20 protein-coding genes are annotated in these 26,768 nt (G+C 61.0%); 14 read left to right on the top strand and 6 right to left on the bottom strand.

Annotated elements, in window-relative coordinates; translation table 11 throughout:
• Positions 1–65 precede the first annotated feature (65 nt).
• From AF70_RS03985 to AF70_RS03930, 12 genes are all read left to right on the top strand, one after another.
• Positions 66–1,952, top strand: coding sequence for a 3-dehydroquinate synthase (locus AF70_RS03985; protein ID WP_028940743.1), 1,887 nt, complete (start codon positions 66–68; stop codon positions 1,950–1,952).
• A complete protein-coding gene (locus tag AF70_RS03980; RefSeq protein ID WP_028940744.1) occupies positions 1,949–2,839 on the top strand; it encodes a UbiA family prenyltransferase in 891 nt (296 codons plus the stop codon). Before AF70_RS03985 ends, AF70_RS03980 begins: the two co-directional genes overlap by 4 nt.
• Positions 2,836–3,609 (top strand): EboA domain-containing protein, encoded by a 774-nt coding sequence (locus AF70_RS03975; protein WP_028940745.1) that lies wholly within the window; start codon positions 2,836–2,838, stop codon positions 3,607–3,609. Before AF70_RS03980 ends, AF70_RS03975 begins: the two co-directional genes overlap by 4 nt.
• Positions 3,610–3,645: 36 nt before the next feature.
• A complete protein-coding gene (locus AF70_RS03970) occupies positions 3,646–4,530 on the top strand; it encodes a TatD family hydrolase (RefSeq protein ID WP_028940746.1) in 885 nt (294 codons plus the stop codon).
• Positions 4,527–5,759, top strand: a complete 1,233-nt coding sequence (eboE, locus tag AF70_RS03965) for a metabolite traffic protein EboE (protein ID WP_028940747.1) — start codon at positions 4,527–4,529, stop codon at positions 5,757–5,759. The genes AF70_RS03970 and eboE overlap by 4 nt, the downstream gene beginning before the upstream one ends.
• Positions 5,749–7,194 carry an alkaline phosphatase family protein gene (locus AF70_RS03960; protein WP_028940748.1) on the top strand — a complete coding sequence of 482 codons (1,446 nt, stop codon included), beginning with the start codon at positions 5,749–5,751 and terminating at the stop codon, positions 7,192–7,194. Before eboE ends, AF70_RS03960 begins: the two co-directional genes overlap by 11 nt.
• Complete coding sequence (locus AF70_RS03955) at positions 7,173–8,312, top strand: hypothetical protein (RefSeq protein ID WP_019578685.1); 1,140 nt, start codon at positions 7,173–7,175, stop codon at positions 8,310–8,312. Before AF70_RS03960 ends, AF70_RS03955 begins: the two co-directional genes overlap by 22 nt.
• 12 nt (positions 8,313–8,324) lie before the next feature.
• Positions 8,325–10,709 (top strand): hypothetical protein, encoded by a 2,385-nt coding sequence (locus tag AF70_RS03950; RefSeq protein ID WP_028940749.1) that lies wholly within the window; start codon positions 8,325–8,327, stop codon positions 10,707–10,709.
• 61 nt (positions 10,710–10,770) lie between these two features.
• Entirely contained in the window at positions 10,771–11,688 is a 918-nt protein-coding gene (locus AF70_RS03945; protein WP_028940750.1) for a hypothetical protein, read from the top strand.
• A gap of 19 nt (positions 11,689–11,707) precedes the next feature.
• Positions 11,708–13,018, top strand: a complete 1,311-nt coding sequence (locus AF70_RS03940; RefSeq protein ID WP_028940751.1) for a hypothetical protein — start codon at positions 11,708–11,710, stop codon at positions 13,016–13,018.
• A 3-nt stretch (positions 13,019–13,021) separates the two neighbouring features.
• Complete coding sequence (locus AF70_RS03935; RefSeq protein WP_028940752.1) at positions 13,022–14,830, top strand: hypothetical protein; 1,809 nt, start codon at positions 13,022–13,024, stop codon at positions 14,828–14,830.
• A gap of 34 nt (positions 14,831–14,864) precedes the next feature.
• Positions 14,865–15,920 (top strand): hypothetical protein, encoded by a 1,056-nt coding sequence (locus tag AF70_RS03930; RefSeq protein ID WP_028940753.1) that lies wholly within the window; start codon positions 14,865–14,867, stop codon positions 15,918–15,920.
• A 71-nt stretch (positions 15,921–15,991) separates the two neighbouring features.
• Here AF70_RS03930 and AF70_RS03925 read toward each other — a convergent pair whose 3' ends face one another.
• The 5 genes from AF70_RS03925 to AF70_RS03905 form a co-directional block, all read right to left on the bottom strand.
• Positions 15,992–17,077, bottom strand: a complete 1,086-nt coding sequence (locus AF70_RS03925; protein ID WP_231508981.1) for a 2,3-butanediol dehydrogenase — start codon at positions 17,075–17,077, stop codon at positions 15,992–15,994.
• A 94-nt stretch (positions 17,078–17,171) separates the two neighbouring features.
• Complete coding sequence (locus tag AF70_RS03920) at positions 17,172–18,284, bottom strand: acetoin dehydrogenase dihydrolipoyllysine-residue acetyltransferase subunit (RefSeq protein WP_028940755.1); 1,113 nt, start codon at positions 18,282–18,284, stop codon at positions 17,172–17,174.
• Positions 18,281–19,300, bottom strand: a complete 1,020-nt coding sequence (locus tag AF70_RS03915; protein ID WP_018928915.1) for an alpha-ketoacid dehydrogenase subunit beta — start codon at positions 19,298–19,300, stop codon at positions 18,281–18,283. The genes AF70_RS03920 and AF70_RS03915 overlap by 4 nt, the downstream gene beginning before the upstream one ends.
• A 32-nt stretch (positions 19,301–19,332) precedes the next feature.
• Positions 19,333–20,310 carry a thiamine pyrophosphate-dependent dehydrogenase E1 component subunit alpha gene (locus tag AF70_RS03910; RefSeq protein WP_018928914.1) on the bottom strand — a complete coding sequence of 326 codons (978 nt, stop codon included), beginning with the start codon at positions 20,308–20,310 and terminating at the stop codon, positions 19,333–19,335.
• 33 nt (positions 20,311–20,343) lie between these two features.
• The gene (locus AF70_RS03905; RefSeq protein WP_028940756.1) at positions 20,344–21,402 is read right to left on the bottom strand and encodes an ATP-NAD kinase family protein; all 1,059 of its coding nucleotides are present in this window, start codon (positions 21,400–21,402) and stop codon (positions 20,344–20,346) included.
• Between the two features lie 346 nt (positions 21,403–21,748).
• Here AF70_RS03905 and AF70_RS03900 point away from each other — a divergent pair, with 346 nt between their 5' ends.
• Positions 21,749–23,635 (top strand): sigma-54-dependent Fis family transcriptional regulator, encoded by a 1,887-nt coding sequence (locus tag AF70_RS03900; RefSeq protein ID WP_028940757.1) that lies wholly within the window; start codon positions 21,749–21,751, stop codon positions 23,633–23,635.
• A gap of 120 nt (positions 23,636–23,755) precedes the next feature.
• Here the strand turns inward: AF70_RS03900 and AF70_RS03895 are convergent, their stop codons facing one another.
• Positions 23,756–25,321 (bottom strand): carbohydrate porin, encoded by a 1,566-nt coding sequence (locus tag AF70_RS03895; protein ID WP_028940758.1) that lies wholly within the window; start codon positions 25,319–25,321, stop codon positions 23,756–23,758.
• A gap of 167 nt (positions 25,322–25,488) precedes the next feature.
• On the opposite strand from AF70_RS03895, the gene AF70_RS03890 reads away from it, so the two are divergent.
• A complete protein-coding gene (locus AF70_RS03890) occupies positions 25,489–26,763 on the top strand; it encodes an ABC transporter substrate-binding protein (RefSeq protein WP_028940759.1) in 1,275 nt (424 codons plus the stop codon).
• Positions 26,764–26,768 lie beyond the last annotated feature (5 nt).

Raw genomic sequence — 26,768 nt, 5'->3', positions numbered from 1 at the left:
ACCAACCAGACGCTGCTTTTAATTACTGACACGGAATCAGTCATAACAATAAAGAGGGATGCTTGATGAAGCGCAGCCATGGGTATCGTGCGTTCTCGCAACGGGGGCCTGCCGGTCATTTCTGGATTTCATTGCTTTGCTTCTCAGGCTTGGTGATCGCCAGCTTTCTGTTGTTCGAACAACAGATCCAGGACTTCCTGACCCATCTCAACTTGTACCAGCCTTCCACTCCCACCCAAAAACTCAACCTGGCCCTGCTGCTGATCGCCCTGCTCGCGCTGGACGTGGTGCTGCCGGTGCCTTCGAGCATGGTCGCGCTGCTGGCCGTGGCCATGCTCGGCGCTGTTGGCGGCTACCTGGTGATTTTCGTGGGGCTGTGCCTGGGGGCCGGGCTGGGGTATGCGCTGGGGGCGGGCTATTTTCGGCTGCTGTCCGGCCGCCTGGGCCTGCATCAGCGCCAGCCGGGGCAACTGGCATACAAGCTGGGCACGCTGTCGTTGATCTGCCTGCGCGGCGTGCCGGTATTGGCCGAAACCTCGGTGGTGGCCGCCGGGATGCAACGTTATCCGCTGCCCGCGTTCGTGTTAGTGACCACCCTGGCCAATGCCGGTCTGGCACTGGCCTACAGCGCCATCGGCATCTACCTCGTCGAGCAGAACGCGCTGCTGGTGACCCTGCTCGCCAGCATGGTGTTACCCGGGCTGTTTATCGCCGGGTACAGCCTGTTCAAAACCTTGCGCAAGCAAAACGCCGAGCATTCCCTGCACGGGCGTTTCGAGGTCCGTTACGACTACCCGGTGGTGTTCACCGATCACCTGTTCGAGCCGTCCAATCCTTGTCTGCACCGCCAGCTCACCGCACGACTCACCCCACAGCACCGGGGCCCGGTGACGGTGCTGGTGTTCGCCGATGAACAACTGCTGCAAAGCGCCCCGAAATTGCTGGAACAGATCGACGCCTACTTTGCCGCCCATGCGGCGGACCTGCATTTGCAGGCCGCGCCGATTGCGGTGCCGGCCGGAGAACTGAGCAAGAATTCACAGGTGTTGCAACAGCTCTACAGCGACATGCTGCAGCATGGGCTGGACCGGCATTGCTATGTGCTGGCCCTGGGCGGCGGTGCGGTGCTGGATGCGGTGGGCTACGCCTGCGCCACCTTCCACCGTGGCATTCGCCTGATCCGCATCCCGAGCACCGTGCTGGCGCAGAACGACGCCGGCATCGGGGTGAAAAACGGCATCAATGCCTTCGGCCAGAAGAACCTGCTGGGCGCCTTCTACCCTGCCACCGCAGTGATCAACGACTTCCAGCTGCTGACCAGCCTGACCCGCCGCGACCAGATCGCCGGGCTGGCCGAGGCGGTAAAAGTGGCGCTGATCAAAGACCAGGCCTTCTTCCAATGGATGGAGCAACAGGCCGACGCCCTCGCCCACTTCGATCACTCGGCCAGCCGCTATGCCATTCGCCGCTGCGCCGAACTGCACCTGGCGCACATCACCGGTGCCGGCGACCCCTTCGAGCGCGGTAACGGACGGCCACTGGATTATGGGCATTGGGCCGCGCACAAACTGGAAAACCTCAGCCAGCACCGACTGCGCCATGGTGAAGCCGTGGCGGTGGGCATGGCCCTGGATGGACTCTATGCCAATGCCCTGGGGCTGTTGAGCGATGCCGACACCGAGCGGGTGCTGAACCTGCTACTCAAGCTCGGCTTCAGCCTGAGCCCGCCGGAACTGACCTTGAAAGATGCACAGGGACGCTCGCTGGTTCTGCTGGGTCTGGAGGAATTCCGCCAGCACCTGGGCGGGCAACTCTCCATCCCCATGCTCAGCCGGATCGGCGAGTCGGTGGACCTGCATGAGATCGATGCCGCGCGGATGGAACAGGCGCTGCAAAGGCTGTCGACCCGCATCGATTCGGCGCTCACCCTCAGCGAGGGCTGCGCGCAATGAGCCAGACACCGCTGAACCTGAAAACCTGGATGACCCTCGGCCGGGTGTCCAACCTGCCCACCGTATGGACCAACACCTTGGCCGCCGCCCTGCTGGCCAGCAGCGCTGGTGCCCTGGCGCCGCCGTCGTCGCTGGTGTGGATCCTGCTGTTGGCCGCGCTGTCGTTGCTGTATCTGGCCGGCATGTTATTGAACGACCTGCTGGACGCCGACTGGGACCAACAGCACCACAATCCCCGCCCGATCACGTTGGGTCTGGTCAGCCGCCAGCAAGTGGGGCTGGCTACTGCGCTGTTACTGATACTGGCTGCGGCCTCGGTATTGGGCCTGAGCCGGTTGATCGATCAACCGCACTGGTTGCTGGGTAGCGCCACCCTGCTGGTGGGCTGCATCCTCGGCTACAACGTGCTGCACAAGAAATACGCCCACAGCGTCTGGCTGATGGGCGCCTGCCGCTCCGCCCTCTACCTGACGGCGGCGGCCAGCCTGGCGGTGCCGCCGGAGCCGATCTGGCTGTGCGCCATGTTGCTTGGCGTCTACATCAGCGGCCTGACCTACCTGGCTCGTCAGGAGCACAACAACCAGTTGCTCAGCCGCCTGCCGCTACTGCTGATGTTGAGCCCGCTGGCGCTGGCGATCTATTCCGACAACGCCTGGTTCTGGCCGGTACTACTGCTCTGGCTTGGCTGGCTGGGCTGGCATTACTGGCACCACTTGGCCAACCCGCAGCAACGGCAAGTCCGTGCCTTTATCGGCGCAGGTCTGGCGGCTCTGCCACTGTTTGATGCCCTGGTGCTGGCTGTGGCCAACCAGCCGCTGGGCAGCCTGTTATGCGTTCTGGTGTTTTTCCTGCTTCCACACTTCCAGCGCTGGATCAAACCGACATGAACATGGACGTCACTGCATCGCCATCGGCGGCCCTCGAAATGCGCCACGACTGCCTCGCCGAACAACACCAGGCCCTCACCCAACAACTCGATGACACCGAGCTGCAGTGGTGGCGCCAGGCCCAGGAGCGGCTTGCCCAACGCCCGGACGCCAATACCGCGGCGCTGTTGAGCAGCCAGTGCAAGCGCAACCTCAAGGAACAACCGCTGCCCCACAGTCCCGGCTGGAGCAACGTCCAGCTGGCGCGGGCATTGTTGCTGGCTCAGGTCCTGGAGCAACAGCCCCTCGCCGGGCAACTGCCCTTGCTTCGCCAACTGTTTCTGTGGGGCGACGATCAAGAAAAAATCGCCACCCTGAAGGCCCTCGACTGGCTCGACAGCCGTGGGCTCTGTGTGGAGCTGGCGCTGCAGGCCGGGCGTACCAGTAACAGCCAGGTGTTCGCCGCCCTCGCGCTCGACACCCTCTACCCATCGCGCCATTACAGCGAACGGGCCTTCCATCAATTGGTGCTGAAGGCGCTGGGCATGGGGCTCGACGTACGCCGCCTGATCGGCCTGACGCAACGACACAACTTCACCCTCAACCAGCTGGCCCTCGACCTGCTGGACGAACAGCTTGCTGCCGAACGAACGGTGTCCGCCGGGCTGCCCCGAGTGATTGCTTTCGACCTGCTCAGCCCGGCGCAACGCCAGCGCCTGGCTGGCCTGAATCAGCAGCAACGCTTACCACCGGAATGGCATGAGCACCTGGCCGGCACCTCACAGAACTGACACTCAACGACTCCTTTTCCTTGACGAGGATTTACCATGCTCAAGTACTTCGACCCGCATATTCATATGGTCAGCCGCACCACCGATGACTACCAGAACATGGCCGCCGCCGGCATCACCGGGGTGATCGAACCGGCCTTCTGGCAGGGCCAGGCGAGGACCAGTGTCGGCAGCTTCATCGACTACTTCGACACGCTGTTGGGCTGGGAGCGCTTTCGCGCCAGCATGTTCGGCATTCATCATTTCTGCACCATCGGCCTCAATCCCAAGGAGGCCAATGACCTGTCAGTGGCCAATGAAGTGCTGGAGATTCTGCCGCGCTACCTGGTGAAAGACGGCGTCGTGGCCGTCGGCGAAATCGGTTACGACGACATCACCCCGGAAGAAGATCGCTTCCTCGCCGCTCAACTGGAGCTGGCCAGACAATTCAATTTGCCGGTGCTGGTGCATACCCCGCACCGCGACAAGATCGGTGGCACCAAACGCACCCTGGCAGTGATTCGCGAAGTCGGGATTGCCGAACACCTGGTGATCATCGACCACCTCAACGAACTGACCTTGCCTTTGGTGTTGGACAGCGACTGCTGGCGCGGCCATTCGATCTACCCCAACACCAAGATGTCGGAACAGCGCATGGTCGCCCTGCTGAAGGAATACGGCACCGAGAAAATGGTGGTCAACAGCGCCGCCGACTGGGGCATCAGCGACCCGCTCAAGGTGCCGAAAACGGGCGAAGCGATGCTGGCTGCCGGCTTCAGCGAAAGCCAGGTCGAACAGGTGCTGTTCCACAACCCCGTGGACTTTTTTGCCCAAAGCGGCCAACTGGACAAGTCCCTGGTCAGCACCCCGCTGCCCATCGACCAGCGTCGGCAGTGGCAGGACAACTCTGCCCTGCGTGGCCAGGAACCGGTGATCAAATGAGTGCCGGCACGGGTTGGGCTGCCGCGCAGGTCGGTTATTGCAGCAATGTGCACCCGACCCGTGACCTGGCGGGGCTACGGTCATCCATCGAATGGCATTTCCGGGGTGTGCGCACCCTGCGCGGCCTGAACGAGCAAGACAGTGGGCTGTGGATCAGCGCCCTCGCCGCGGCCGAACTACAGCAGGCGTCAGCTCGCGCGGACTTCCTCAGCCTGCTGCAACGCAGCGGGCTGCGGCTGACTTCACTTAACGGCTTTCCCTATGGCCAATTTCATCAAGGCGCGGTGAAAGCCGACGTCTATTTGCCCAACTGGACTGATCCGAAACGGCTGGCGTACAGCCTGAATCTGGCCCGAATCCTGGCACACGCCCTGCCGTCGGATTGCCCCCAAGGCGTGATTTCCACCGTACCGCTGGGCTATGCCGCCGACTGGAACCCGCGGCGACAGCAGCGTGCCGAACATCTGCTGCGCCAACTCACGGCTTCACTGGCCAGGCTGCATCGGGAGACGGGCAAGAAGATCGTGTTCTGCCTGGAGATGGAGCCGGACTGTGTGCTGGAAAACACCGACCAGGCCATCGCCTTCTTCCACCGCTACCAAGCCAGCGATCCGCACCATGACTATCTGGCGCTGTGTTTTGATGTCTGCCACCAGGCCGTGGTTTTCGAACACTGCTATCAGTCGCTGGAAAAGCTGCGCCAGGCCCGAGTGCCTGTCGGCAAGATCCAGCTGTCGAACGCGCTGATTTGTCACCTGCCCGCTGAAGACCACAACCGGCGCGAACACGTGCTCAAGACCTTGAGCGACTTCGCCGAAACCACCTACCTGCATCAAGTCAAAGCCCGAGATGCGCAGGCGCGGTTATCGGGCTGGGCCGACCTGCCCGCCGCCCTCGACGATTGCGCCAATAACCTGGGGCAGTACCCCGAACTGCGGATTCATTTCCACATCCCGCTGTTCAGCGAACACTTGCTGCTGCCTGAGCTCAGCGGCAGCCAGATCGCGCTGTCGCAGACTTTCGACTTTCTCGCAGACCATAGGGATTTTCGTCCCGTGCTGGAAGTGGAAACCTACAGCTGGGGCGTGCTGCCCGCGCAATTGCGGCCCAACACCGAGCACGCCCAACTGCAGGGCATCGCCGCGGAACTGCACTGGGTCGAAGAACAACTGCGCCAGCGAAAACTGCTGCAACCCCAAGTGCGGGAGGCGTACGCCGATGCCCTCTGATCACCCGCGTCAACCGCTGCTGCTGATCAACGTGGTCGGGCTGACCCCGGCGCTGCTGGGGCCGGCAACGCCGCACATCAATGCCCTGCTGAAAACCGCAAAAATGGCCAGTATGCAACCGGTGTTTCCGGCCGTCACGTCAACGGTGCAGGCGTCGATTCTCACCGGCCTGTCGCCGTCGGAACACGGCATCGTCGGCAATGGCTGGTATTTTCGCGACCAGGCCGAAGTGCGATTCTGGCTGCAACCCAACGCACTGATCCAGGGCGAAAAGGTCTGGCAGGCGCTCAAGCGTGAGCTCCCCGGGTTCCGCTGCAGCCAGCTGTTCTGGTGGTACAACATGTATGCGGACGTGGACGCCGCCATCACCCCACGCCCGCACTACCCGGCCGATGGCCGCAAGCTGTTCGGCCTGTATTCGTCGCCGGCCTCGTTGCATGAGCGTATCGAGCAGCAGATCGGCGAATTCCCGTTTCCGGGTTTCTGGGGCCCGGCGGCCGGCATCGCGTCGAGCCGCTGGATCGTCGACTGCGCCATCGCCGAATTCCAGCTCGATCGACCGGACCTGCAGTTGGTCTACCTGCCACATCTCGACTACTGCCTGCAGCGACTGGGGCCCGATCATCCGTCGATTACCGACGAGGTGCGGGCTATCGACAGTGAAGTGGGTCGCCTGCTGGCCTTTGCCCAGGAGCAAGGTGCGGCGGTGATGCTGTTGTCCGAATATGGGATCGAAGCGGTACAGCAATCCGTATCGATTAACCGGCTGTTGCGCTCGGAAGGCTTGTTGCAGGTGCGCCAGTCGCTGACCTGGGAGTTGCTCGACCCCGGCGCCAGCGCGGCCTTTGCCGTGGCCGATCATCAGATCGCGCACATCTACGTGAAACAGGCGCAAGACATTCCTCGCGTCAAAGCGCTGCTGCAGCGCCAGCCCGGCATCGAGCAGGTGCTGGATAAAGCCGAACAACGGGCCTGGCAACTGGATCATCCGCGCAGCGGCGAGCTGGTGACCGTGGCCGCGCCGGGTTACTGGTTCGATTACTACTACTGGTTCGACGATCGCAAGGCACCTGACTTTGCCCGCACCGTGGACATCCATCGCAAGCCCGGCTACGACCCGCTGGAACTGTTCATCGACCCGGCCATTCGCTTCCCAAAATTGAAAGTGGCGCGCCGCCTGCTGCAGAAGAAGCTCGGCTTTCGCTACTACATGGACCTGATTCCGCTGGACACCCGCCTGGTCCGCGGCAGCCATGGCCGCCTGCCCGACAGCGAGAACACCGGCCCGCTGCTCATCACCAATTGCGATCTGCCGTTGCCGCAGCGCCTTGCGGCCACGGCAGTGAAGCAACTGCTCCTGGAACACTTCCTGGGGCATTCACACACCGACCCGGCCAATGCCAAGGAGCTTCCATGCGGCGAGCCATTTCTATAACAGTTCTGAGTGCCTTGGCCGGTTTGGCTCAGGCACAGGACACCAACAACTTCAACTGCAGCAACTTCCTGCAATTTGGAATCAGTGCCGACCAGACCCGTACGGCGTTCAACAAGCACCCCGAGACCATGGCCTGGAACTGGTTCGTCTGCCTGAACCAGCCCGACGCCCAGGGTTACAACCGCGTGTGGGAGTCGTTCAAGCCTTCCGACCAGGTCTACCTGGCCAATGGCGTCAACCCTGGCTCGTATGACAGCCGCATGAAGCCGCCGGACGAGGTGCTCAAGCAAGCCAAGGCCCTGGGGCTGGACGCGAACCGTCTGCTGCACAACCTCAATGCCACGCAGCAGGTCGACGGGATGAGCCTGGAAATGGGCGGTACCGTCGTGCCTGAGGCACAGCGAGGCCAAGTCGTGCGCTTTCAACTGCTGATGTCCCAGGACACTTATAACTACATCGTCAAGAACAATGTCTACAACGTAGATGGCCAGGAGGCCCTGACGAGCAACCTGAACTTTCCCGCCACGGCCTGGGAATTGAAAGCCGCCTGGCTGTGGATCGGCGCGGACATGGACTACAAGAAGAAGCTGGAGAACGACGGCTACTACACCGCCCAGGCCTATTACCAGCAGGGCACCGACTACAGGGTCGGCTATGCGGCGTTGAGTGGCTTGCATGTGGTCAACAAACTGGACTCCAGCTGGGTCTGGACCACCTTCGAGAACGTCAACAACAGAAAGTACACCGTGACCAAGGGCCACCCGCCCCGGCCGATGACAAACAGCACCGGACCGACATCGGATGCCATACCGGTCAATACGCAGTTCCAGGCCAACAACCCGACGCTGTCGAAATACGAGTTGATCGGCGTGGAATATCAACCCAAGACCCAGGTGCTGGCGAACTCGCAGCTGGAATCGGCGTTCCAGGACACCTCATCCTGCCTGGCCTGCCACGGCACCGCCGCCTACTCGAAGACCGACGGTTACTTCAATTTCGCCATCCCGACCCAGGGCGGTCTCACCTACCCCACTACACCGCTGCCGGACAAAGACTTCAACGGCTACAAAAAACTGGATTTTGTCTGGTCGCTGAAACGCGCCCAGTGGAAACGCTAAGGAGAGCACGACATGAGCGTATTGAATTTTCCCCGCTTCTACCTCAACGGCCAGATGTTCTGGAACCCGCCAACAGCCAACAACAACGACATGTTCCCGCTGTATGACGCGGTGAACACGGACATCAACTGGTCGTTCATGACGCACTTCGGCATCGACCGGAACAATGCTCCCGACACCCTGATGCCATGGGCCATCTCGACGCAGTACATGGCTGGCATGCCGACCTATGTACAGCAGGTGCCAAACAATATCAATCCGAAGCATGACCCGTACATGCCCGCCGAATGGGATCTGTTTGGCGACAACGGTTGCGGCCTGGTGAACTACGGGAAAACCAAGTCGACCGTTATCGGCGGCGAAGTGCAGCCCAATAGCTACATCGATAAGGATGCACTGATCGGCGCGCAATACCACTTGCTCGGCAGCCCCCTGGGCAGCAATACCCCGACCGCGGCGCGCTTCGTGGATATCAGCCCATGGCAGAACACCTTCACGGCGCTGTACTTCGACAAACTGGTGTTAGGGGACGCGAACTGCGGCCTGACCCTCAACCGCAAGTACCGGATGATGGACCGTTTCCTGAACTTCAGTTGGGGAGCCCTGGGTGGCCTGGTGAACGTCAGCACCACCTGGCAGACCTGCTTCCCCAAGGAGAATCTGGAATGGGCGCTCGGCAACTCGTCCCTGCTGGCCAACCTGAAGCAGCAGATGGAGCAGCAAGGGGCACAGGGCCTGATGTTCCGCTTTTGCGTCTACCTGACCTGCTATGACAAGAACGGGATATTCAACGATTACCCACAGCGCCTCGACACCCGTTCCAACAACCCGAACGTCATGGCGAAAGTGCGTGACCTCTACAGAAAGGGCTTGGACAACGTCAACGAGATTTTCTTCAATCCTGCCTACAGCCGCACCTCGGCGGTCCTGGGGCTGTGGTTCGCCGGTGAATACCCCACCGCGCCCGCCGGAAGGCGACTGGTGGCCAATAAGGCGGTGTCGATGAGCCAGCTGTATTCCCAGGAGACACAACAAGTCAAGTTGGGGGTGATTTCGGCACAGATCAACGACTACACCCTGTCACTTGACCTGGGCAATACCTTTCCGAGCTATCCCGTGGATGCCACGGCTGATATCCCCGTCCCGGAAAAATTCAATGCCGGTACCTACCATTTGGGTGCCGAGAAGGATGGAACATTCAAGCCGGCGGTCATCTTGAACTTCGCGGACTATCGGCAGTCGGCCTTCAACCAGCGCTCGGGTATCCTCGATGTTCCCCTCGATGACTATACCAAGGGTGTATTGGAATCCGGTCCCCTGATTCTACGTCGGTTGGGCCTGTACAGCGCTCCCCAGACCGTCGCCGCCACCCAGCAGACATGGACCGCCGAGGTGATCGAAAGCGGCAGCTTCATCGACGTCGGCGACTACAAGAAGCTGACCATCATGGTGCAGAACAATGGCCAGCCGGCCGCCAACACGACACTGTGGGTGGCCGAGTACAACAACCCCTACATGGTGACCAGCAGCGACTACTACCTGGCATTCAGCAACGCCGCCGACTTCACGCTGTTCTACGACAACCCGGCGGACCGCAGCAAGAACACGGCCGGTCTGCCGCAGTTCACCGACGCACCCTCGGTCGGCCTCTACCGCAGCACTGGCAGCGGCCGCCGACTGACGGACCTGCAGGACGTGCCTGAACCTTCTGGAACCCCAGTCGGTTATCAAGAGTTCCTCACTGTTTCCGGTAAACCGGTCGCGGTGAACCTGCGCCCCTGCCTGACCCTGGACAAGCCCATCGGTCGCACCGGTACGCTGAACGACGAGAAGGGCAACTCCGTCAATTACACCTATGCCGTCATCACCACCAACGCCCAAGGTATCGCTCAGATAGGCTGCAAGGCAGTCGCGCCAGGCTTCCCCACCCTGCGCTTCTTCGTGAAGGAAGGCGATAAGGATCCGACCATCCCCTTCAGCTTCCCGCTCTCCGAGGCCTACGTCGACTTCCTTGCCCCGCTGCGGGTCCTGCCGCTGGACATGAAGTTGCAACAGGACTTCATCGACACCTGGAACGGCATGTGCACCTCCACGCAAGCTCCGGAAGAAATATGGAACACGTTCATCTTTCCAAAGGTGCTGCAGTCGTTCTATTACCTCTACCCCATCATGAACAAGTACATGCCCCTTGATTCACGCACGCGGGTGGAGGGCGCCGTCGACCAGTTACTCATATTGATCAACAAGGACAACCAGGACGAAAGCACCCTGGCCATGCCGATCACCCGAGACCTGTCGCAAAGCCGCCGCGCCGTGCTGCAGCTGTGGGCCAAACGCCTGGTGAAACTCAACTTCCCACCCAGGAAACTCTCCATGAGCGACTACAACGACCTTTGACGTTTCACGCCGGATTACCGGGTGGCGAGTCCGCCACCCGGCACTTCACAGGAGGTGTCCCATGAAAATCATCTTGGACCGGTTGTTGCTGCTGATCCTGCTGCTCAGCCCGCCTGTTTTCGCCCAGGACAGCGAGGCCATCTACTTCAGCATGGGGGTGCACAACAACCTGGGGTGTAACGAAAAGAACGGCAACTGCATCGCCAAGCGTTCCGTGGGCGAGCCTTCCGATCCGTTTTTCCCGGCCTACTGGATCAGCGACTGGACCATGTACCGGGTGATGCACAACTACGAGAAAAACCCGCCGCCCTACAGCAATCCACCCACCACCCTGACCCCGGCGGACTACACCGTCTCTCGCGGCACCAGTTACTACGACACCGCCTACATCCCGCCGGATGGCGACGGCTTCGGCGCGATGATGGAACACTACGAGAAATACTGCCTGCCGATCTTCCCGATCAAGAACAACAACTACACCTGCTCCTTCGTGTCGCTGGGCAACAAGGCCTACTTCCTGACCTATCCCCAGGACCGTCCCAAGGACATGCCGGCCTGCTGCATGTTCTCGCCGATGAACCACCCACCACGGCAGGATTTCATCAAGCACCTGCCCTACAGTGCCGCGCGCAGCCAGAACCTCAATGGCAGCGTGCAAGCCTATGCCCTGGATGTCGACTCGCCACAAGGCCCGATCCTGTTCGGCTACGCCTTCTACAAGAACGTCACGGGACAACCGCCCTACCGGCATCCGCAATCGTTCTATTTCTCCGGTGATGCCAGCGTCGCCAACGCCCCCATCGTCAGCCAGAACTACACCAACTTCCGCATCGCCAAACCGGACCCGGCCCAGACCTGGGCGCAAGTGGCCGCCATGTGCCCGGCGAATCCGCCGCCCTGCCAATTGTTCGAGCCACCGGCGTCACAGAGCAACGGCCAAAAGGCGCAGTGGAACAAGCTCATGCAACGCAAACCCTGAATAACGACGAAGGATCGCCATGAAAACCACATTCCGTTTCTGCGTGATGTTAGTGGGCCTGGCCAGTCTGCCGGCCTTGATCCTGGAGCAGGCCCTGGCCCGGGAACAGGCCATGCCGTCGACGCAGGCCAGTAACCTGAGTTGCCAACCCCCCAGCACCGCGCCGGCCGCCAATGCCAGTCAGGACCAGTTCGATCAATACAGCTGGCAAATGTTCATCGCCTTGAACTGGCCCGCACAGGACGGGCAGCGCGGTGATCCCGACTGCGCCAAACAGCCTGGGGACCCCGGCTACACCGTTTGGCAAACCTACAAGACCGTGGAGGAAATCTTCCTGCCGAAGGGGGCAGATCCTGGCCCGTGGAACACCCCGCAGACCGCCAAAAGCCTGGGCATCATCAACATCGCCGCGCTGAAGAACAGCACCCAGGTGAATGCCGTGGATCAGGCTGTCGGCGGCTGGCTGATCGACCAGGCCGGTAACCCGACCTACTACGACATTTCGGCCAACGAGACGTCCTACGACTACATCGTCAACAACAGCTTCTATAACGCCGATGTCGTTTCCAAAGCCAACAACATCAACTTCCCCAACGGGGTCATCGAGGTCAAGTCGAGCTGGCGCATCCTCACGACCAGTGACAACGCCAGCCGCTACCTGACCATGCTGGCGCGCGTGCCCACGTTCAACGACCAGGGCCAACGCACCGGTGTCACCGAGGCCTACCTGGGCCTGGTGGGCCTGCACATCATCACCAAGGTCAACGGCTATCCGCAGTGGATCTGGTCGACCTTCGAGCAGATCGATAACGTTCCGCCCAAGGAGTTGGTGCATGGCCAATGGGTCGATCAGCCAACAGCCGGCATGACCTACTCCTACTTCAACCCCGCGGCCCCGGCCATCACCCTCAACCAGTCACCCTGCGACTGGCAGACTCAGGGTACAAAACTGGTCTGCGTGCCCAAGCCCGGCACCACGTTCCAGACCCCGAACCCGCTGAACCGGGTCACCCCGATTGCCGAGATCACCAACGCCGTCAACACCAATTACCGCACCGACCCGGGCCTGCAAAGAAGCGTGCTGAAGTACTACCAACTCATCACCACCCAGCGCCCGCTGATGCCGGACAACCCCAGCAATCCACTGGGCCAGCCGACCCCGTCGCTCTCGGCCAACGTCACCATGGAGAGCTACATCCAGCCCAACAGCAGCTGCATGAATTGCCACTCCATGGCGACACCGGTCAAAAGTCCCTACAAGGCCGATTTCTCCTACATGTTCAAATTCGCCAACGCGCCTGTCGGCAAAACCACCAAGGACGAGGAATAGATCATGAGCATTCTCAATGGACCACGCCTGAATTTCTGGGGCGGCATCCGCACGGACGTCAGCCTGCCGAACAACGCCCCCACCATTCCTTACGACGGCAATGAGGAATGGCCGCTCTTCGACCTGACCACCTCGACCCTGGCACCGAGCGCCGAGTCTTACACCGACGATCAGCTGAACAATATGATCAACGCGCCCGACGGCGACTACTACACCGCCGGCGGCTGGAATCACTATGGGCAGCATGTCGTCGACATGCAGAACGCCTTGATCAGTTCCCAGGGTAATCCGGGCAGCATCAGCACCACCGGCGACATGGTGGGCCAGCCGGTTTATCTGCTCGGCTCGGTGGACCCGGTGACCGGACAAGGCCCCGTCTCCGGCCCGATGATGGTGGATCTGGACCCGACCTCCTCAACCACCACCCAGATATTCGTCGGTGGTCTGCAAATTGGTGGTAACAGCGACATCCAGTTGCTGATCCGCAGTAATACCGTGTGCAGCAGTTTCGACGTGGCGGGACGTGTGCTGTTGCCCGCGAAAATGGATGCGCCGGGATCTTTCCACGCCAGCGGTACGTTTCAACTGACCTTCCCTTTGAGCAGCATCGTCAGCTGGAACCAGAACAGCAGTGGCCTGCGCTCGATCATCCAGGCGCCGGGTGCGACCGGCATTGTCCTGCGTTTCGTCATGTTCGAAATGTGCCCCACGATGACCACCGAACAATTGGACGCCGATTATGCCGCCGGCCGATACACCCCCAACCCGAGCATTGGCAGGGTCATCGGTACACTGGCCCCGGCCTTCGCCGACGAGCCGCTGAACTGCCAGCCGGGCCGGCAACTGGTCAACCAGAGTACGGGGAATGCCGGCTATGCCGACCTGGGCGGCAACGGTTACCTGAGCATCGACATGGTGAACGTCATTCCGAAGCAAACCTTCAGGGCCGTCAGGGACGATATCACCAGCCCTATCGGACCGAACGCGAACTACGGCCCCGTCACCATCACCGCAGGCACCACTGAACTGGCCACCCTGGACCCGACCAACCGCTTTCTATTCGACTACTACGTGTATGGCGGCATCGTCGACCTGCCCCTGACCGCCAACCAGCTACAGGCAGTGCAGACCGCCGCCCTGGCGATCAACGCGCCCGGCAAGGTCGCCGGTACCACGTTGCAAGCCACCGAATCGACCTATCGGGTGTATGCCGATCAGCGCAACGTCTACCTGGAGGACTACCCCAATGGCCTGTCAATCACCTTGCAGGTCAGGTACTTGGGCGGTCCGGTCCCCAAAGCCACCGAAATCGACCTGCAGGCTGCTGCTCCTGCTGTTTACGATGAACCGCAATACTGGGATTTCCTCGATTTTCCTGCATCGCTGACCGTTAACCCTGGCCAGCTCGCGATCAGTTTCCCGGTCACCGTCAAAGCGGGTTCTGCCGCCCAGGCGGGCTTTGTCGCCTTGACCTGCACGGCCAATGGCCTTCCAAGCAGTGGCTACTTCACCAGCTTCCGCAAATACGCACAGACCGACTTCGGCATCCCCGCGGGCACCCACATCACCTGGGAGCTGATGTACCCGAACGTCCTGCGCTTTCACTACCTGGCCTTCCCCGCCATGTCGCGCTACATCCCGCTCAATCAGCCCGACGCGGTCATGGGCGCCAAGAACCCCATCCTCGCCCGAACTTCGGATGCGTACAAAGGCACCACGCTGTTCATGCCTGTGGTGCGCTCGATGTCGCCCTGCCAGCGGGCGCTGCTCCGGGCTTATCTCACCGGTGAACCGTGGCAACCGCCGCAGTAGCCGCGTCCATCCGTTATTCATGGAGAGAAGCCCTATGCCCGTTCCCATTAATATCCCGGCGCGGCCCAGCGAAACCCTGTGCCCGAGCACCATCATCGCCGAAGGCCTGCTGAACCCTAGGGGCATTTGCGTGCAGGCCGATGGCAGCCTGCTGCTGACCGAAGCCGGCTCGGGTCTGCCGGAGCAGACCTTCAGCGGCCGTATCAGTCGACTGCGACCGGATCCGCACAAACCCGGCGCCTACCTGCCCGGCGAACTACTGGCCCAAGGTTTTCGCGCCATGAACATGCAGGCCCGCATGCTGCGCGATGAAATCATGGGGCTGTCGGACATCGCCTGCGGTGACGGGCGCTGTCTGGTCAGCCAGACCAATTACGTCGAGGGTTCCAAACTGCTGGATCTGCAATTCACACCGCCCGAACCGGTGTTTCACAGTCGCGGCAATCTGAATGCGCTGTGCTACCACCCGACCCGCCGCAGTTGGCTGGCGGTCAAACCCGATACCAATCAGTTGGTGGAATTCGCCAGCGGACAGGACGAACGCGTGCTGGTCCAGTTGCCCGAACTGGACCAGGGCCAGGAAGCCGTCCCGGTGACCCTGGTGTACGAACCGGCGACCGACGCAGTGCTGATCAGTCTATTTTCCGGAGAGTTGCAGGGCGACCCGACGCGCAAGGGTATCGACTTCGCCGAGAAGGCCGGCCAGGTGATTCGGGTCTGGCCTGATAGCGGGCAGATCGAGCTGCTTATTCGCGGCCTGCAACTGCCCACCGGACTGGCGCTGTGTCCGAAGGGCAACGTGTTGGTGCTGGAACTCTGCGATCGCCTGCTGCAACCCTTGCCACCCGACTGGAACGGCGAACCGCTGCATGGCGGCTTTACCCGTTTTACCGGGCGACTGCTGAGCTGCAATCTGCAAACCGCCCAGGTCGCCGTGCTCGCCCGCGACCTGGATACCCCTTCCAACTTGTGTCTGCTGGAGGATGCGGTACTGGTGAGCGAAGGCATGGGTTTGACCGGCCGGCCACTGCCCATGCCAGACAACACCGTCGTCCCGTTGAGCGGCAGGCTGCGGCGGGTGCAGCTCTGAAAAGGTGGGCCACACGTTGCCTGAACATTACCTGCCCCGAATTCGGCAGGAATGTTCAGGCTCGGTTCGCGTCAATCGCTTTCTGAGGCGTCTCGGATTCGAGCGGGTGACACGATGATTTTCACGTTGTGCTCCTTGTTGTTAACCAATTGCTCAAAGCCCTGCCCGACGATCTGTTCCAGCTGAATACGCCCGGTTATCAGCGGCGTGATGTCCAGCCGACCGTCGGCGATAAAGGCGATCACGTCTGCGAACTCCCCGTTATAGGCGAGTGCACCCAGCACCTGTTTTTCGGTGGCGACCAGCTCGAAGAAATTGAACTCGCTGGGTTCCTCGAAGATGCCCACCAATACACACGTGCCGGCCTTGCGGACCAGGTCAATGGCGAGCTTGGCCGTGTGTTTGTTGCCGATGCATTCGAAACTGACATCTGCCCCCAGCCCGCCGGTCAGCCGCCGTACCTCGGCCAACGCGTCACACTCATTAGGGTCCAGCACCTGGCTCGCCCCCACCTCCAGGGCCTTGGCCTTGCGCGCCCCCGACATTTCCAGAGCAATGACCTGGGCCGCGCCAGCCGCCTTGGCGCACATGATGGTGCACAGGCCGATGGTTCCCGCGCCAACCACCACCACATTTTTCCCCAGCAAACTCCCGGCCTTTTTCACCGCGTGCATGCCCACTGCCAGCGGTTCGATCAACGCCCCGGCTTCGGCGGGAAAGTTGGCCGGCAACTTGTAAAGCAGGTTGGCCGGTACGTTGACCAACTCGGCGAACGCGCCATTGTTCATCAGCCCGGTGAACGCCAGGTTCTCGCAAATGTTGTACAGCCCATGGGTGCAGTAATAACAAGTGCCACAGTGCTGACAGGCATCGGCGGCCACCGGTTCGCCCACACTGAACCCCTGGACCCCGGCGCCGATTTCGACGATCTCGCCACAGAACTCATGACCGAGAATGCACTGTCCCTTGATGCCGGTCAGCGGGTGCGGCGCATCCACCGGAATGAACACTGGCCCGGCCACGTATTCATGCAAGTCGGAGCCGCAAATACCGCACCACTGCACGCGAATCTGCACCCAGCCCGCCGGTGGCGAGACGGGCAACGGCACATCTTCGACGCGGATATCGTGACGACCATGCCAGACAGCGGCACGCATGCTGCGGGTCGGATCAATTGGAAGGCTCATGTTGGAATCTCCTTGAAATCGTTGGCCTTGGCGCCCGGCAAATGGCCGGCCGCCAAGGGAGGCATCAGTGTTGTTGGACAAAGTCCAGAATCAGCCGATTGACCTGCTCGGCCGCTTCCATCTGCACCATGTGCGCCTGACCCGGCAGGATTTCGACCTGAGCAGCCAGGCCAGCGCTGTGGGTCGCAGGAATGATCGCGTCGTCACTGCCCCAGATCAGCAACACCGGTTGCCGGTTTTCTTGCACCACGCCGCGCAGATCGAGTTGTTGCCGCCCTTCTTTGAACAGCCCCGCAACCAGCAGGCGCAGGGCCGCATCCACCCCTTCCAGGCGCTTGTACTTGAGCATGTCTTCAAGCATCTGCCGATTGACCAGTTCGGGGTCGGAGAACAGTTGCACCAATTGTGGTTTGAGGGCATTGCGGCTGGCTGCCTCGACAAAACCTTGCAGGTAATCGCCGTTGATTTCCGCACCCAGGCCGGCGCTGCCGATCAAGCTCAGGGAACGCACCCGCTGGGGAGCCAGGCGCGCCGTGTTCAGCGACACCGCCCCGCCCATGGAATGCCCCACCAGATGCGCCACGGGAACATCCAGATGATCGAGCAGAGCCAACAGCACCCCGCTCAACTCATCCAGATCTCCGTGTTCCAACTGTTTGCCCGACTCGCCATGGCCCGGCAGATCCAGAGCTATCACCCGGCGCCCGGCGGCCAATGCTTCATGATTGAACATCCAGTTATTCAGGTCACCGCCAAACCCGTGCACCAGCACCAACGGCACCCCGCCTTCGCCGCGCTCGAAGTAACGGATCAGTCGCCCGTCCAGTTCGACCTTCTGCGGCTTCGGCCCACTGTCTTCCTCGGCACCGTCACCTGGCACGAACGCGGCCTGGAACTGCTCGATCACCGCATCGATCTCGGCCTCGCTGGCTTCGCCGTCGACCACGATGCCGAGCAATGCACCGACCGCGAGGGTTTCATCCTGGCGCGCGATCTGACGGCGCAGCACACCGGAAAACGGCGCTTCGACACTGCTGGAAATTTTGTCGGTTTCTACGTCGAGCACTTCATCGCCCTTGGCGATCGCCTGGCCCTCCTCCTTGAGCCAGACATCGACCCGGCCTTCGGTCATGGACAAGCCCCACTTGGGCATGGTCAGGGTATGGATCTGGCTCATGAACGCTTGCTCCACTCGATCAGCTTGAGCACGGCGTTTTCGATCTTCGCCGCGTCGGGGATATAGAGGTCTTCCAGAGAGTCGGAGAACGGCACCGGCGTGTGCGGCGCGGTGACCATCTCGATGGGCGCCTTGAGCGAGGCGAACGCTTTTTGCGCCACCAGGGCCGAGATGTCGGTGGCCATGGAACAGCGCGGGTTGGCCTCGTCGATCACCACCAGGCGCCCGGTCTTTTCCACGCTTTCCAGAATGCTGTCTTCGTCCAGCGGGCTGGTGGTGCGCAGGTCGATGACCTCGCAGTCAATGCCTCGCCCTGCCAGGCTACGGGCTGCATCCATCGCCGTATTGACCGTGCGCCCATAGGAAACCAGAGTCACGTCCTTGCCGTCGCGCAGGAAGTTGGCCTCGCCGAACGGGATGGTATAGAGCTCTTCCGGCACCTCGCCCTGCATGCTGTAGAGCAGTTTGTGTTCGCAGAAGATGACCGGATCGTTGTCGCGGATGGCCTGGATCAACAGGCCCTTGGCGTCATAAGGGGATGACGGGCAGACAACTTTCAGGCCGGGGATGTGGGTCCACAGCGACGTGAGCATTTGCGAGTGTTGGGCGGCGGCCCGCAGGCCCGCGCCGACCATGGTGCGAATCACCAACGGGGTGGAAGCCTTGCCCCCGAACATGTAGCGAAACTTGGCCGCCTGATTGAGGATCTGGTCCAGGCAGCAACCGGCGAAGTCGACGAACATCAACTCGCACACCGGGCGCACGCCGCAGGTTGCTGCGCCTACCGCGGCACCGACATAACCCAACTCCGACAGCGGCGTGTCCAGCACGCGGCCGGGGAATTGGTGGTAGAGGCCCTTGGTCACGCCCAATACCCCGCCCCAGGCGTCATTTTCACCAGGAGCACCGGCACCGCCGGCGACGTCTTCCCCCATGATGAACACGCTGGGGTCGCGGCGCATTTCCTGAGCCAGGGCTTCGTTGATTGCCTGCTGATAACTGATTTTTCTCGCCATGATAAAGGTCTCGATTCTTGTTATAGGGGCGTTCAGGGATAGGAAACGTAGACGTCGGTGAGCAGGTCGGCGGCGCTTGGCTTGGGGTCGGACTTGGCCTTGCGCACGGCATTTTCGATCAGCAGGTCCACTTCGCCATCGATCTGGTCCAACTGGCTGGCATCGATCAATCCGGTCCGGGTGGTGCGCTCGCGAAACTGCATCAAGCAGTCGTTGTGTTCGCGGAAATACTTGACCTCGTCCGGTGCCCGATAGGTCTGGGCGTCGCCCTCGAAGTGACCGTAGTAGCGGGTCAACTTGACTTCGATCAGCGACGGTCCTTCACCGGCTCGGGCGCGCGCCACCGCGGCACCGGCGGCTTCGTGAACGGCGAAAAAATCGAAGCCGTCGACGGTGACCCCAGGCATGCCGAAACCGGCTGCGCGGTCGGCGATGTGATCGCAGGCCACTGACCAGTTGGACGCCGTGGCCTCGGCGTAACCGTTGTTCTCGGCAATGAACAGGCACGGCAGGTTCCACACCGAGGCCATGTTCATCGCTTCGAACACGGCCCCTTCGTTGGAACCGCCGTCGCCGAAAAACGCTACGGCGACGCCGTCAGTCCCCTTGAGTCTGGCGGCCAAGGCCGCTCCTACCACCAGCGGTGCACCGGCACCGACGATGCCATTGGCGCCGAGCATGCCCTTCTCGAAATCTGCGATGTGCATGGAGCCGCCCTTGCCCTGACAGACTCCGGTTTTCTTACCGTAGATTTCGGCCATCATGCCGTGCACATCAACGCCCTTGGCGATGCAATGACCGTGGCCACGGTGGTTGGAGGCGATGCAGTCGTCATCCCTCAGGTGAGCCATGACACCGGCGGCCGAGGCCTCTTCACCGGCATAAAGATGGACGAAACCGGGAATCTCGCCGGTGGCGAACTCCACGTGCAGGCGCTCTTCAAAGACGCGGATGGTGCGCATCACCCGATAGGCATGCAGCAATTGATCAGCAGTCAGCTGTGTCGACATTTTTATTCTCCAGGGTGTCTTGAGGCTCAAGTTTCAAAGTGCAAGGTTCAACGGGTGTTGCGGGTGTTCACGACCGATGGCCAGCAGCCGCTCTTGCGCGGCATAGGCCAGCGCCGCATTGACATCGATGCTCAGCGGACCGCCGGAGTCGAGGGTCACGGTGGGCAAGTCATCGGCGTTGAATTCGATTTCCCGTTCGCCATCCAGGGCCAGGGTGCCGCTGCTCAGGCACAGACGATGGGCAACACCGGGTTCAAGGCTGGCGGCCGCGAGCACGCCGCAGCCTTGCAACAGGCCAGGCGCCAGGGGCACCAGCAAGGCTTCGGACGATTGCGGATCAAGGCGCATCCAGGCACCGTTGGGGGCTTGGCGCGAGACCGGAAACCACAAGCCGCAGAGGGCCGAGATGCCAATGGACTGAGCTTCCGCGAAGGTTACAAACACCTCCGCCAGATCGATCCCACGGCTGATTGCACGGGCACCGATGAAGGGCAGTGAGGACACCGCCACGTCCACCAGCGCCACTTCGCACAGGTCGCGGCTCGGAATCCGCACCAGCAGGCGTTTATTGCGGCGCAAAGCGATTTCAGGGGCGATCCGCCCGCTGGCGAATAGCCCGCCGGCCAGCCCGGCGCTGGTGGCTTCACGCAGTTCTGGAAAGGCATTGTTGGTCCCCGTCGACAGGGTCAGCAATGGAATGTCGCCGACTTCGGCAGCCACCGCTTTGTGGGTGCCGTCACCGCCGAGCACGGCGATCAGCGACACGCCGCGTTCAGCCATCCAGCGCGCGGCCTGGCGAGTGTCCGCCACGCTCTGGCGCAAGGTAAGTTCCAGGAACTCCAGGGTTGGCCAGTGGCTGTCACGCGCCTGGCGGCCATGACTGTTCTTCTTCACCGCCGCCGCGATGCCGGTCATGTCGGTGGGCATCAGTACGCGCTCGACACCGGTGGCGCCAAAAGCCGCCAGCAGCCGTTGGATCACCGAGACCTTGTCGGTGCTGGAAAACAACCCGGCATTCGCCGTCAGGCGCCTTACGTCCCGGCCGGACGCCGGATTGGCAATGATGCCGACGGTCAGGGGCAAGCGACTCATGTCGCCACCACGGGTACGGCAGAGTAAAAGCCTCGGCAGGAGGACATAGGGCACCTCTTGTTATTATCGGGTTGCCAGTCGTGCTGGTTGCCGGGGTTAGAGCAAGGCCGGTGCCAGAATCGCAAAAGATCGCCGAAAAGCCCGTTCCAGAGCGATTTTGACTACATTTCCAAGTGATGGGATCCCGCTCGATTGAGACGTCCCATGTCAGCCTGCACGGGTTAGAGGTCAGACCTTGAGACGTCGCGTCTCAGCTTCGCAGTGGGGTGAACCGATGCTTGTCGACCGTCCGTGAACGGCGCTTAATAGCCCGCACAACTAAAAGAAGATCGAACCGGAGGCCCTAATGCTTTCCGCACACTCGAAGGCGCATGTGGATTGCGTCAGCCGTGTTTTGAAGAACGCAGCACACCTGCCGCAACTGCCGGTGCCGGACTTGATCCTGGATTCCTGGCGCCGCTCCATGGAGCAACACCACTTGGACCCTGGCTCATTACAAGGGCCGCGGATCCTGTCCCAGAACGTGCTGCAAGAGTGTCGAGAACGCTCCGAACTGTTCCTGCGCATCGCCAGCGAAGAAGTCGCCCGACTCCATGGTCGTGTGCGCGATGCCGACTACTGCGTGTTGCTCACCGACGCCCAGGGCCAGACCATCGACTATCGCGTGGAAACCTCCATCCGTAATGATTGCCGCAAAGCAGGCCTGTACCTGGGCACCTGCTGGTCAGAAGGTGAGGAAGGCACCTGCGGGGTGGCTGCGGTGCTGACCGCACGAACACCGGTTACGGTGCACAAGCGGGATCACTTCCGCGCGGCTTTTATCGGACTCACCTGCTCCGCCGCTCCGGTCTTCGACCCTCGGGGGGAACTGCTCGGGGTGCTCGATGTGTCTGCGGTGCGTTCGCCGGACGACCGTCGTTCGCAGCATCTGATCCGGCAGATGGTGGTGCAGAGCGCACGGGAAATAGAACAGGCGTTTTTCATGAACAGTGCCCAGGGTTACTGGGTGCTGCGGGCCCACAACAGCCCAGGCTACGTCGACAGCCAGCCCGATTACCTGCTCGCCTGGGACGACGACGGCCAACTGCAGGCACTCAACCCCGCGGCGCGGCAGTGGCTGTCGCAAAGTTTTGGTCACCTGCCGGACCACATCGGCCAAGTGTTCGATCAGCAGTTATTGCATCGCGCCAAAGACGAATCACTCTGCCTGTTTCACTGCCGGGGTGGCCGCCATGTCTTGCATGGGCGACTCAGCGCGCCACGGCAAGTGAAACGCAGCCCGGCTCGTCGGGTATTGTCACCCGCCGAACTCGACCCGCGACTGGAAGAAAGTTTGCGCCTTGCGGTTCGGGTCAAAGACCGTAATCTGCCGGTGCTGATTCACGGTGAAACCGGTTCCGGCAAAGAAGTCTTCGCCCGCCAGCTGCACCAGGCCAGTCTGCGCCGTGATCGACCTTTTATTGCGGTGAACTGTGCAGCGATTCCCGAAAACCTGATCGAAAGCGAGCTGTTTGGTTATGCAGCCGGCGCCTTCACCGGGGCTTCGAATAAAGGCATGCAAGGTCTGCTGGAACAGGCCGATGGCGGCACCCTGTTTCTCGATGAAATCGGCGATATGCCCCTGCCCCTGCAAACCCGGCTACTGCGGGTTTTAGCCGAGGGCGAAGTGGCGCCCCTGGGAGCGTCAAGAAGCAAGGCGATAGACATTCAGGTGGTCTGCGCGAGCCACCGCGATCTGGAAGCCCTGGTGACCAGCGGCGAGTTTCGCGAGGACTTGTACTTCCGCCTCAGTGGTGCGCGATTCCAATTGCCGCCGTTGCGCGAACGCAGTGATCGACTGGCATTGATCAACCGGATACTCGAAGAAGAATCGTCGGCCTGCGCGATGGCGATGCAACTGGGAAGCGCCGCACTGGAATGCCTGCTCGGCTATCGCTGGCCGGGAAATGTGCGCGAACTGCGGCACGTATTGCGTTACGCCTGCGCCGTGTGCGAGACCGACTTGATTCTATTAAGTGACTTGCCTGAGCATCTGCCCGGCCGTCGACTCAACGATCCGGCTTCAGCTGACACCATGGAACGCTGCGCCAGTCCGGAACGCGAGGCACTCATCGATGCCCTCGTGCGTCATCGCTGGAAACCCACCCCCGCGGCCAAGGCTTTGGGCATCTCCCGGGCAACGCTGTATCGACGGGTGCATCAACATGGCATCGACATGCCTGGCAGGGGCTGACCACAATTTCATCCGGCGGCCCCGCTCAATGAGCGTTGGCCACCGGACAGCACAATGGACTTGCATCGATCACAGTATTGGTGAACGGCATCGAATAAATGTGGGAGCAAGCCCCGGCTATTAAAACCAGGTCTCCATCTGTATCCCGTATTGCCACACACCCCCAGCGTTGAAGTCGGTCTTGCCAAAGTTGTCTGTGGAGCTGTATCGGTCCAGGTCCGAAGACCAGTTCATGAAGCTGGCGAACACTCGCAACTCGGGGCGTGTGAGCAGGTCTCCAACGTCGGGTTTGAAGGTCGGGGCGATGGTGAATTTCCAGAAGTTGCCGTCCACCGCATTACGTTGCAGGTAACCCTTGGGGTCGAGGTTCATGGTTTGCCAGCTCATTTCGTAGGCCATCTCGAAATTGCTGTTGATTTCATTGGCCAACCGCATGTTCAGGGTCATCCAGCGGTAGTCGTCACCCTTGACGTAGCGATCCTTGCTTTGTTCGGCCAGCAGACTTGGACCGATGCGCCAGTGGGGTGCAATCGGTGTCTCGCCGTACAGCGCCAGGCGCAGCGCACGGGCGTCGTCGATCAGTTCGCCGTCCGAGCCAATGTTCTTGACCTCGGCCCCCAACCCTTGCCCGTAGAGCAGCGCCGTCTTGAAGAAGCCTTCCCTGCCGAAAAAGTTTTTCTGATGATTCGCGATCATGCTGTGCAAGCCGGAGTCCGCAGGCTTCAGGCCCGCTTCATTGGTGCGAGTGCTAAAGTCGTTTTTCTTTGAGCCAATGCCATTGAACATCCACTGCCACTGACCATTATCGAAGAACTGGTTGGAGGTGAGGATGTAGCTTTCCACATCGGCATTGACACCGCCCTCACTGAAATCCCCGTAGTTACGCCCGATCAACGAGTAATTCGAGCGCCAGTTCTTGTTCATCTGCACGTCGTAGATACCACCCCCGGTGCCGGCCAGAAAGACGACGTCCGAGTCCAGCCAATGGATATCGAAGTTGTCCCTGTCGAATCGCTTGCCTGCCCACAGGGTGGCGTTCTCGAACGTCGAATTGCCCTTGAATGCGGCGAGATGATCGAGTTCCGTAAATACCTGGCGCACATTCAGGTTACTTTCGGCGGCCGTCCAGTCATTGGAGCTTTCCACTCCATCGGCGATGGAAACCGTGAATTTGGAATGGGTGCCGTTCTGCGCATAGGCTTCTTTCGACAGGTCTATACGCATGTAAGTATCGTCTTCATTACCCAGTCGCCCGACTGCACCACCGACTGAACCGGCAGGCGTTGTATAAGGACCGCCCCGCCCGCCCCCCAGGCCATCGTTGATCAGCAATCCGGAGCGGGCGTAGCCCTTGAAGCTGAACCCGTCGGTGAGGTGTCCGGTACTGCCCTCCTTCTCCAGGCTTTGCTGACGGGCTTCGAGTTTTGCCAACCGCGTATCCAAAGTGGGCGCCGCAGTGGCGGTCGCAGTGGACGCAACAGGCTGCAAGGCGGGAGTGGACTGTTTGAGCTGCTGCAATTCCCTGGCGAGCGCCTGGGTTTGTTGTTCGGCGGCGGCTGCACGTTTTTCCGCAGCGCTGGCGCGGGCTTCAAACGCGGCCATGCGTTCTTCCAGAGTCGCGGCCTGAGCAGTGGCCGCCGAGGTGCCGAGTACGCCTGCGAGTAGCCAGCTTGATGCTTTCTGCATGGGGGATTTCCTGTTTTGTTTTTATTTTTTGTCCTGCGACCGGCCTTTTTTTTGTGAATTGTTAATTGTCAAAATCCACGAAAAAAAGGATGCCTCATCGCAAATACGCTGCTACATTTGGCGATGTTAACGTTAACTTTTCTAAAAACAAAAATAAAGAGGGCTTTATGAAACAGCTCAAATCACTCTTTCCAGCAGCACTGCTTGCCCTTTGCGCCGGGCTTCCATCCCTCTCCAGCGCAGCCAATCTGACGATTTCCTGCGGTGCGGTGGGCGCGGAATTACAACTGTGCAAAGAGGCCGTCGAGGCGTGGTCTCAACAGACCGGCAATCACGTCGAGGTGGTGTCCACGCCTAACTCGGCAACCGAGCGGTTGTCGTTCTATCAACAGATCCTCAGTGCGCAGTCCAGCGACATCGACATCATTCAGATCGACATGGTGTGGCCGGGGATGCTGGCCAAACATCTGCTGGATCTGCGCGAGGTGCTGCCCGCCGATGCAACCCAAGGCTACTTCCAGGCACAGGTGGACAACGCCACGGTGAACGGACGGCTGGTGACGATGCCGTGGTTCACCGACTCGGGCCTGCTGTATTACCGCAAGGACTTGCTCGAGAAATACAACAAGCAAGTCCCCCAGACTTGGGAGGAAATGACCGCTACCGCCAAGGATGTACAACAGGCCGAGCGCAATGCCGGCAACGCCAACGCCTGGGGGTACATCTTTCAAGGGCGTGCCTACGAAGGCCTGACATGTAATGCGCTGGAATGGATCAGCAGCCAACCGGACGGAGGGCTGGTCAATCCACGAGGCGACATCGTGGTCAACAGCCAGGCCTCAAGAACGGCGTTGACCCTGGCAAAAAGCTGGGTAGGCGACATCTCCCCGCGTGGCGTGCTCAATTACACCGAGGAAGAAGGACGCGGCGTATTCCAGTCGGGCAATGCGCTGTTCATGCGTAATTGGCCTTATGTCTGGGCCCTGGTGCAAAGCCAGGACAGTGCGGTAAAAGACAAGGTCGGGGTCGCTCCCCTACCCCGCGGCGGCAGCACCGGCACCCATGCCTCCACCCTCGGCGGTTGGGGTTTGGCGGTATCGCGTTACAGCGCCAACCCGAAGCTTGCCGCCGAACTGGTGAGCTACCTGAGCAGTGCCCAACAGCAAAAACATCGTGCGCTGATTGGCGCCTATAACCCGGTGATCGAGTCGCTCTACCAGGATCCCGAGCTACTCGCGGCCATGCCTTATTACAGTCAGCTGCACAGCATTCTCAATGATGGGGTCATGCGCCCCGCTTCAATCACCGCCGCTCGTTATCCACGGGTTTCCAATGCGTTCTTCGATCAAGTGCATGGCGTGCTGGCCGGCGAGTTGCCGGTCGATCAGGCGCTGACCGAACTGGAAGGCGAACTCACGCGCATCAAACACCGGAACTGGTAAGCCAC

The sequence above is a fragment of the Pseudomonas sp. KD5 genome (genome assembly GCF_012932895.1).
Taxonomy (GTDB): domain Bacteria; phylum Pseudomonadota; class Gammaproteobacteria; order Pseudomonadales; family Pseudomonadaceae; genus Aquipseudomonas.
This window is presented reverse-complemented; position numbering and strand designations above follow the sequence as displayed.

Bases quoted from the DNA above. Each gene is read 5' to 3' on its own strand.
- AF70_RS03980 (WP_028940744.1), top strand. From the start codon at position 1,949: ATGAGCCAGACACCGCTGAACCTGAAAACCTGGATGACCCTCGGCCGG.
- AF70_RS03895 (WP_028940758.1), bottom strand. From the start codon at position 25,321: ATGCAGAAAGCATCAAGCTGGCTACTCGCAGGCGTACTCGGCACCTCG.
- AF70_RS03910 (WP_018928914.1), bottom strand. From the start codon at position 20,310: ATGTCGACACAGCTGACTGCTGATCAATTGCTGCATGCCTATCGGGTG.
- AF70_RS03920 (WP_028940755.1), bottom strand. From the start codon at position 18,284: ATGAGCCAGATCCATACCCTGACCATGCCCAAGTGGGGCTTGTCCATG.
- AF70_RS03975 (WP_028940745.1), top strand. From the start codon at position 2,836: ATGAACATGGACGTCACTGCATCGCCATCGGCGGCCCTCGAAATGCGC.
- AF70_RS03890 (WP_028940759.1), top strand. From the start codon at position 25,489: ATGAAACAGCTCAAATCACTCTTTCCAGCAGCACTGCTTGCCCTTTGC.
- AF70_RS03900 (WP_028940757.1), top strand. From the start codon at position 21,749: ATGCTTTCCGCACACTCGAAGGCGCATGTGGATTGCGTCAGCCGTGTT.
- AF70_RS03915 (WP_018928915.1), bottom strand. From the start codon at position 19,300: ATGGCGAGAAAAATCAGTTATCAGCAGGCAATCAACGAAGCCCTGGCT.
- AF70_RS03985 (WP_028940743.1), top strand. From the start codon at position 66: ATGAAGCGCAGCCATGGGTATCGTGCGTTCTCGCAACGGGGGCCTGCC.
- AF70_RS03930 (WP_028940753.1), top strand. From the start codon at position 14,865: ATGCCCGTTCCCATTAATATCCCGGCGCGGCCCAGCGAAACCCTGTGC.
- AF70_RS03970 (WP_028940746.1), top strand. From the start codon at position 3,646: ATGCTCAAGTACTTCGACCCGCATATTCATATGGTCAGCCGCACCACC.
- AF70_RS03955 (WP_019578685.1), top strand. From the start codon at position 7,173: ATGCGGCGAGCCATTTCTATAACAGTTCTGAGTGCCTTGGCCGGTTTG.
- eboE (WP_028940747.1), top strand. From the start codon at position 4,527: ATGAGTGCCGGCACGGGTTGGGCTGCCGCGCAGGTCGGTTATTGCAGC.
- AF70_RS03940 (WP_028940751.1), top strand. From the start codon at position 11,708: ATGAAAACCACATTCCGTTTCTGCGTGATGTTAGTGGGCCTGGCCAGT.
- AF70_RS03925 (WP_231508981.1), bottom strand. From the start codon at position 17,077: ATGCGTGCCGCTGTCTGGCATGGTCGTCACGATATCCGCGTCGAAGAT.
- AF70_RS03935 (WP_028940752.1), top strand. From the start codon at position 13,022: ATGAGCATTCTCAATGGACCACGCCTGAATTTCTGGGGCGGCATCCGC.
- AF70_RS03905 (WP_028940756.1), bottom strand. From the start codon at position 21,402: ATGAGTCGCTTGCCCCTGACCGTCGGCATCATTGCCAATCCGGCGTCC.
- AF70_RS03960 (WP_028940748.1), top strand. From the start codon at position 5,749: ATGCCCTCTGATCACCCGCGTCAACCGCTGCTGCTGATCAACGTGGTC.
- AF70_RS03950 (WP_028940749.1), top strand. From the start codon at position 8,325: ATGAGCGTATTGAATTTTCCCCGCTTCTACCTCAACGGCCAGATGTTC.
- AF70_RS03945 (WP_028940750.1), top strand. From the start codon at position 10,771: ATGAAAATCATCTTGGACCGGTTGTTGCTGCTGATCCTGCTGCTCAGC.